The 6,780-nt window shown below is 72.5% G+C and carries 5 protein-coding genes; 3 read left to right on the top strand and 2 right to left on the bottom strand.

Features of this window, described 5'->3' with window-relative positions:
• Window positions 1-147: 147 nt before the first annotated feature.
• Window positions 148-831 (bottom strand): bifunctional DNA primase/polymerase, encoded by a 684-nt coding sequence (locus ACFWGJ_RS40050; RefSeq protein WP_387333881.1) that lies wholly within the window; start codon window positions 829-831, stop codon window positions 148-150.
• 301 nt (window positions 832-1,132) lie between these two features.
• Here ACFWGJ_RS40050 and ACFWGJ_RS40055 point away from each other — a divergent pair, with 301 nt between their 5' ends.
• Both ACFWGJ_RS40055 and ACFWGJ_RS40060 read left to right on the top strand, forming a co-directional pair.
• Window positions 1,133-2,518, top strand: a complete 1,386-nt coding sequence (locus ACFWGJ_RS40055) for a transcriptional regulator (RefSeq protein ID WP_189771933.1) — start codon at window positions 1,133-1,135, stop codon at window positions 2,516-2,518.
• A gap of 231 nt (window positions 2,519-2,749) precedes the next feature.
• Complete coding sequence (locus ACFWGJ_RS40060; RefSeq protein ID WP_387333882.1) at window positions 2,750-4,642, top strand: hypothetical protein; 1,893 nt, start codon at window positions 2,750-2,752, stop codon at window positions 4,640-4,642.
• Between the two features lie 107 nt (window positions 4,643-4,749).
• Here the strand turns inward: ACFWGJ_RS40060 and ACFWGJ_RS40065 are convergent, their stop codons facing one another.
• Window positions 4,750-6,066 carry an ABC transporter substrate-binding protein gene (locus ACFWGJ_RS40065; RefSeq protein ID WP_387333883.1) on the bottom strand — a complete coding sequence of 439 codons (1,317 nt, stop codon included), beginning with the start codon at window positions 6,064-6,066 and terminating at the stop codon, window positions 4,750-4,752.
• A 117-nt stretch (window positions 6,067-6,183) separates the two neighbouring features.
• Between ACFWGJ_RS40065 and ACFWGJ_RS40070 the strand changes: the two genes are divergently transcribed.
• Entirely contained in the window at window positions 6,184-6,684 is a 501-nt protein-coding gene (locus ACFWGJ_RS40070; RefSeq protein ID WP_107015415.1) for a hypothetical protein, read from the top strand.
• Window positions 6,685-6,780 lie beyond the last annotated feature (96 nt).

The raw sequence follows: 6,780 nt of genomic DNA on the forward strand, positions 1-6,780 counted from the left end.
GAGGGGCGCGGGGAACTGCGCGGCCGACCCCCACCGGCCCGCACGTACGCACAACGCGCAGCACCACCCCCCAAGGGGCGCGGGGAACTGCGCGACCAGCCCCCACCGGGCCGCCGGATGTCCACCGGGCCGCCGCGACGGCCGGCGTCACCGACGCGCGTCGCGGCCGCATGCGTAGGCCAGCGGGGAGATCAGTTCCTCCGCATCCGGCAGCCACCGATTCGCAGGCGTGGGCCGGCAGGCCCACTGCACAGCCCCCCGCGCGCCGAACCGCGTGGGCGGCGCCGCCACGTACGTGCCCTCGCCGAGCACGTCCAGGTCGAGGGACGCAATCGGCCACCCCAGCTTCCGCACGAGATCGGGCACCTTCGCCGCCGCCCCGGGAAGCACGAAGAACTGCATGCGCCGATCCGGCGTACACGTCACAGGCCCGAGCGTCAGCTCCATCCGCCGCATGCGCGCGAGCGCGAGGAACCCCGCGGTCTCGGGCACGTCGATCGCGTCGAACGTCCGCCCCGTCGGCAGCAGGATCGACGCGGCGGGCTGCTTCGCCCACAGCCGGCGCGCGACGGTCACGCTGCCCGTGACCACCGTCTCCCAGTCGTCGCGCGCCGGGTGCGCGCCGGGCACCGCGCACGAAGGATCGCCGCACGAGCAGCACTGCACGCCGTCGACGGCCTCCAGCCAGGTGCCGGGGAACACGTCCCAATGGCGCTCCTCGGCGTAGCGCACGGCTGTGTCCTGCAGCGACTCGCCACGCTGCTTCGGGATCTGGGCGGTCTCGGTGCCTGCGATCGTCTCTTCCACGCTGAACTCAACTCCCGCACCCATCAGGGGTTACGGGCCCTGTGCGCGCGGGGGAGGAGCACCGATCCCACGCGTGGGGCGCATGGATGCATCTGTGGGGGCGCGCATGGGAGGCGGCAGCGGGTGGTGGGTAGCCCTGTGTGGGGCGGGCAGCAGCCTTTACCCGGCAATCCTCGCATGTCTCGCATCTTCGGTATGTCCGCGGGGCATTGATCTTCGAGGCCGGACTTCTCGTTCCTCTCAGCGGGGGCGGGAGGGTCCGGTCACTGAGGGCTCATCAACTCGGTGCGCGTGGGCAGGCACCGCAGCCACAGGGGGTACGCCAATGGCCGCAAGGCCTCTCGTAGCGCGGCAGCCGAACGAACGACTGCAGGCGCTCATTCAGGAAGCGGGCTGTTCCAACGCCGGTCTGGCCCGCCGGGTCAACATGTGCGGCGCGGAACACGGTCTCGATCTGCGCTACGACAAGACGTCCGTGGCGCGCTGGCTGCGCGGACAGCAGCCGCGCGGCCGGGCGCCCGCGATCATCGCCGAGGCGCTGGGCCGCAAGCTGGGCCGGACCGTCACGATCGACGAGATCGGCATGGCGAACGGCAAGAACCTCGCCTCCGGCGTGGGTCTGCAGTTCTCGCCGACGGTCCTCGGCGCGATCGAGCAGGTCTGCGAGCTGTGGCGCAGCGACGTGGGGCGCCGGGACTTCCTGTCCGGTTCGTCCGTCGCGGCCTCCGCGCTCGTCGAGCCGAGCCGGGACTGGCTGATCTCCTCGCCGGACGCGCAGGTCTCGCGCTCCGCCGGGCCACGGGTCGGGCAGTCCGACGTGGCGGCGGTCACCGCGATGACGCAGGCGCTCGTCGACCTCGACCACCAGTACGGCAGCGGGCACGTGCGCCCGGTCGTCGTGCACTACCTGAACAGCGTCGTCTCCGGGCTGCTGGCGGGTTCGTACCGGGAAGCGGTCGGGCGTGAACTCTTCGCGGCGGTCGCACGGTTGACGGAGCTGGCCGGCTACATGGCGATCGACACCGGGCAGCCGGGCCTCGCGCAGCGCTACTACATCCAGGCGCTGCGGCTGGCACAGGCGGCGGGCGACCGCGGCTACGGCGGGTACGTGCTCGCCGCGTCCATGAGCCACCTGGCCGCGCAGCTCGGAAACCCGCGGGAGATCGCCCAGTTGGCGCGGGCGGCGCAGGAGGGGGCGCGCGGGCGGGTCACACCGCGCGCGGAGTCGATGTTCCACGCCGCGGAGGCGCGGGGGCATGCCCTGCTGGGCGACGCGCGTTCGGCGCAGTCGGCGTCCGGCCGGGCCGTGGCGGCGCTGGAGCAGGCCGATCCGGAGTCCGGGGACGACCCGCGCTGGATCGCGCACTTCGACGAGGCCTATCTGGCCGACGAGTTGGCGCATTGTCACCGTGACCTGGGGCAGGCCGAGGCGGCCGCCCGGCGCGCGCAGGAGTCCCTCGACGGGCATCCCGAGTCGCGGGCCCGGCGGCGCGCGATCGGGTACGTGCTCCTGGCCAGCGCGCAGGTGCAGCAGCGCGAGGTGGAGGAGGCCTGCCACACGGGCCTGCGCGCTGTCGAACTGCTGGGCACGCTGCGCTCGAACCGCGGCGCCGAGTACCTGGACGACTTCCAGCAGCGCCTGGAGCCGTACAGGGACGAGCCCGTGGTCCGGGAGTTCGGGGCGCGGATGGAGCTTCAGGCGGCGGCCTGACGTCACCGGGGCGAGGGCCGGCCCCGGGCGGCCGGGCGTGAACGTGTGAGAAAAGAAGCACGCGTTGGGAAAGGAGGCGCAAAAAGGGGGCTCGAACAGCTTTCCGGGGGCGGTTTGTCACTCACTGTCCCCGGTGGCGGGTGTCACGTCCCGTGCTGCGTGGCACCGGCTCCTGGGGACCCGGTAGCGTGAACCGACGATTCCGAAGGTCCCCCATTCGTAGGAGTCCCGGTGACGCACAACGGACAGGGCGACGAGCCCTCGGCGCGACCCGCGCGCGAAGGCATCGTGCTGCCGTCCGACGGCGGCGAGCCCCTCCTGCCGGGCCAGACCGGCGACCGCGCGGTCCCGGCGGGCGGTCAGGCCTGGGACCAGCCGTGGGGTCCGCGGTCCGCTCCGCAGGCCGACGAGTGGGGCAGCGCGGGCGGCACGGGTGGCGGGGCCGGTGGCGGCGGTGCCGCTCAGGCTCCGGACACGCAGATATCCAGCTGGAGTGCCGGGCCGCAGGGCGCCGGCGGCCAGGGTGCGCCCGGCTCGGGCTGGGGCGCGTCCGGCGGTGGCGGGCAGGTCTCGCAGTACACCGAGCCTCCCGCCGGTCCGTACGGGGCGCAGGCCCAGGGCGGTCAGTGGGGCGCAGCCCCGCAGACGCCCGGCGGCGCGATACCCCAGGCACAGCCGCAGCAGCAAGCGCAGCAACCACAGCAGTCGCAGCAGTACGACGGCCGGACCGGTAACGGGTACGGCGTCTCGCAGACGCAGAACCCCGGCGGCTCCGGCCCGCAGGGACAGGGCGGATACGGCTACCCGGACGTCTCCGGCGCGGGCGCAGGGGCGGGAGCGGGTGCGTTGCCGCCCGCCGCCCCCATGGACGAGGGTGCGACGCAGTTCCTGCCGCCCGTCAGCGGTGCCGCGCCCATGGACGAGGGCGCCACGCAGTTCCTTCCGCCGGTGGGGCCCGGGGCGTTGCCTCCGGAGATGCCCGCGGCGGGTGCGGGTGCGGGTTCGGGTACGGGTACGGCTTCCGGTGACGCCACGCAGTACCTCGGGCGGGTTCCGTCCGACGGTCCCGGGCCGCTCCCCGCCGCCGTCGACCCCGACGCCCAGCCCACGCAGTTCATGGCGCCGGTGCCCTCGCAGCCCGGTGCGGCCGGATACGGGGTGCGGCCGGGCGGACCCGGGCAGGGGCCCGGACAGACGCCCAGACAGATGCCCGGGCCGGAGGATCGGCAGCAGCCGCCCGCCGAGTTCGACAATCTCTTCCGCGCCGACGGCGGAGGCGCCACGCAGCAGCTGCCGCCCGTCGACCAGCAGCGCGCACGGCGGGGCAGACAGCCGGGCAGCGCGTCTCCCGAGTTCGGTACGCCGGCCGGTTTCGGTACGCCCGGCGGCTTCGGCGCCTCCGGCGGTGCCGGTGCGCCCGCAGGCCCCGAGGGCCCCGGCGGGCGTGGCGCACGCCGGGCCGCGGCGGACGGCGACCACGGCCGCGGTGGCCGGTCCCGGTCGCGCGTTCCCCTCATCGCCGCCGTCGGCGTGGGCATCGCCGTGCTGGGCATCGGCGCGGGCGCCCTGCTCAGCGGGGGCGGGGGCGAGGAGGACAAGGGCGACGAGAACACGACGGTCGCGGCGACCGCGCCGGCCACCGACGGCTCGGGCTCGTCCTCGGCGGGGCCGGAGGAGGAGCAGGCCGTGGCCCTGGACAAGCTCCTGGCGGACAGCGGCAACAGCCGTGACTCGGTCGTCAAGGCCGTCGACAACGTACGCAAGTGCACCAACCTCGGTCAGGCGGCCACCGATCTGCGCAACGCCGCCGACCAGCGCAACGGACTGGTCACGCGGCTCGCGGAGCTGTCCGTGGACAAGCTGGAGAACCACGCGCAGCTGACCGCCGCGCTCAAGAGCGCGTGGAAGGCCTCCGCCGCGGCGGACACCCACTACGCCGCGTGGGCGGACCAGGCCGCGGGCAAGAAGGGCTGCCACAAGGGGCAGGCGCGGTCCACGGGGCAGACCGCCGCGGGCAACCGCGAGAGCGGTACCGCGACCACGCAGAAGGCCAAGGCCGCGAAGCTGTGGAACTCCATCGCGCAGACCTACGGGCTCACCGAGCGGCAGCCGGGGCAGCTCTGAGGTGTCCGGCTTGTAAGGCTTGTAAGCCTTGTAGGGCTTGTGTGGCTTGTTCGGTCGAGGGATCGGTTTGTCGGCGGGAAGGCTTGGTTCGGGGCTGGAGCGGGCGATCAGGATGTCTGGGTTGTTTCCAGGGTCTTTGAGACGTTCACGAAGCCCTTGCGTTCCGTGACCAGCTTGCCCTCGCGCACCACCTGGAAGGTCACGTCCGCGTTGACCAGCCGCGCGAAGCCGCTCGCCGCGATCAGGTCCTGGAAGCTCCAGTTCAGGGTCGGCGTGAGCCCGCCCGTGTCGACCTTCAGTCCGTCGTCGAGCGTGCGCCTGATCGACCGCGCGGTCACGTCGTCGTCGCCCAGCGACTCGATGGCCTTCGTGAGTGCCGTGTACGCGACCCAGGTCGTCTGCACGCCGGGATCGGAGGCGTCGATCCGGTTGTCGCCGAAGGCCTCCTTGCGGATGACCTCGCGCATCGGATCCCACCGCTTGTCGCTGGACGCCGGGTACCAGCCGGTGACGTACGAGCCCTCGTACATGCTTCCCGTCGCGTCGATCATCGACTGGTCGATGCTGCCCAGTACGGAGGCCGTCCGTACCGTCGGGTAGTCCTCGCGGGTCCGCCGGAACGAGTCCATGAAGGTGTCGGTGCGGTCGCCGAGGGCGGGGATCACGCAGCCCTCCTCCTGCGGGTCCTTCGTGACCCGCTGCAGGGCCCGCTGGGCGTGCCCCGCGAACTCCGTGGCGTCCTCGGCGGCCCGCTGGTCGACGGAGGCCCGGTGGCCGCCCGCCGTCAGTCCGGAGTCCAGGAGTACGGGCAGTTCGTCGCCCGCGATCGTGTCGGGGCGGACGAGGGTGACCGGGCCGCAGGACCTGGCCAGCTGCTGGCCGAGGCCGACCAGCAGGGACGGCTGGCCGCCGTTCACCGGGTACGAGAGCGGGCTCGTGAACTCGTCGTCCGTGACGCCGTATCCGCCGAGGTACGGGATGCCGGCCGCCTCCAGCGGAGCGAGGAACGAGCGGGCGTGCTGGCTGTACGAGCCGACGACCGCGACGACGTTCTCCGCGGCGGCGCGGCGGGCGCAGCTCGCGGCGGCCACCGTGTCGTTGTGGTCGTTGCAGGTGAGCACCTTGAGCTTGCGGCCGTTGATGCCGCCCTGGGAGTTGATCCAGCGTGCGTACGCCTTGGCGAGTGCGGGCATTCCGGGCTTGTTGGTCGTTTTGGTTTTTTCCGGCGCCCACGTCATGACGGTGATCGTGTCGTCCCCGGAACCCCCTGTGACACCGGGGACGACACCGCACCCGACGGCCGTCGACAGACACACCGCCAGCGCGCCCGCCGACAGCACTCTCGCCCTGGCGGCGGGGAGGCGCAGGCGGGGGTGGAGGTGCAGGGCGGGGAGGAAGCTGCGGGTGCGTCGCCGGCCGGTCATGGTTACGCACGATTCCGTCACATCGCTACGGCCGGTGTGACCCTCGGTCAACGCGTGGTGACGTCCGGGTGAACACCGGGGTGCGGGGCGGGCCGGTTCGGCGGGAACGTACGATCGGTGACCGTGCAAGGTTCGGAGAACTCTTCCCGTCGCGGGCGTCGCTCATCCACCATGGGCGGCATGCCACTGAACGATATGCCGTGGTGGCGCTGGCGCAGCAATGTGCGCTCCGCGCTGCACATGCTTTCCGACACCGAGTTCCAGCGGGGGATATGGCTCGCGGGGGTCGACGGGTACGGGGATGTGACCGACGCCGTCTATCGCCTTGTCGAGGACACCTGGCTGGACAACTGGTCCGCCGAGAAATATGTGGGGACGATCTTCCGGGACTCGCAGGAGGCGGCGCTGGTCGACTCCGCGGTGTTGCGGGTGTTGCGGATCATGCATCAGGTGGGGCCTGATGCGGCTGTCTCCGTGTATCTCGAACATGCGGGGTGGGCCGATGCGGTTCGGGCTGCGCGGGATGCGCATGTGCGGATGGCTGTGAGCGACGGGGAGGATCCGGACGTTCCGCCTCGCACGCTTGAGGTATTGCAGATCATGACTCGCTCCGCTTGAGGGGTTGTCGTCCGTCTGCGGGTTCGGTGGGGGCCGTTCGCGCCGTTCCCCGCGCCCCTGAAAGCGGGGCTCCGCCCCAGCTGCGCCCCAAAGGGG

This window comes from Streptomyces sp. NPDC060205, assembly GCF_042728395.1.
Taxonomy (GTDB): domain Bacteria; phylum Actinomycetota; class Actinomycetes; order Streptomycetales; family Streptomycetaceae; genus Streptomyces.

Excerpts from the sequence above, each read along its gene's own strand:
- ACFWGJ_RS40050 (WP_387333881.1), bottom strand. The coding sequence starts at position 831 with ATGGGTGCGGGAGTTGAGTTCAGCGTGGAAGAGACGATCGCAGGCACC.
- ACFWGJ_RS40055 (WP_189771933.1), top strand. The coding sequence starts at position 1,133 with ATGGCCGCAAGGCCTCTCGTAGCGCGGCAGCCGAACGAACGACTGCAG.
- ACFWGJ_RS40065 (WP_387333883.1), bottom strand. The coding sequence starts at position 6,066 with ATGACCGGCCGGCGACGCACCCGCAGCTTCCTCCCCGCCCTGCACCTC.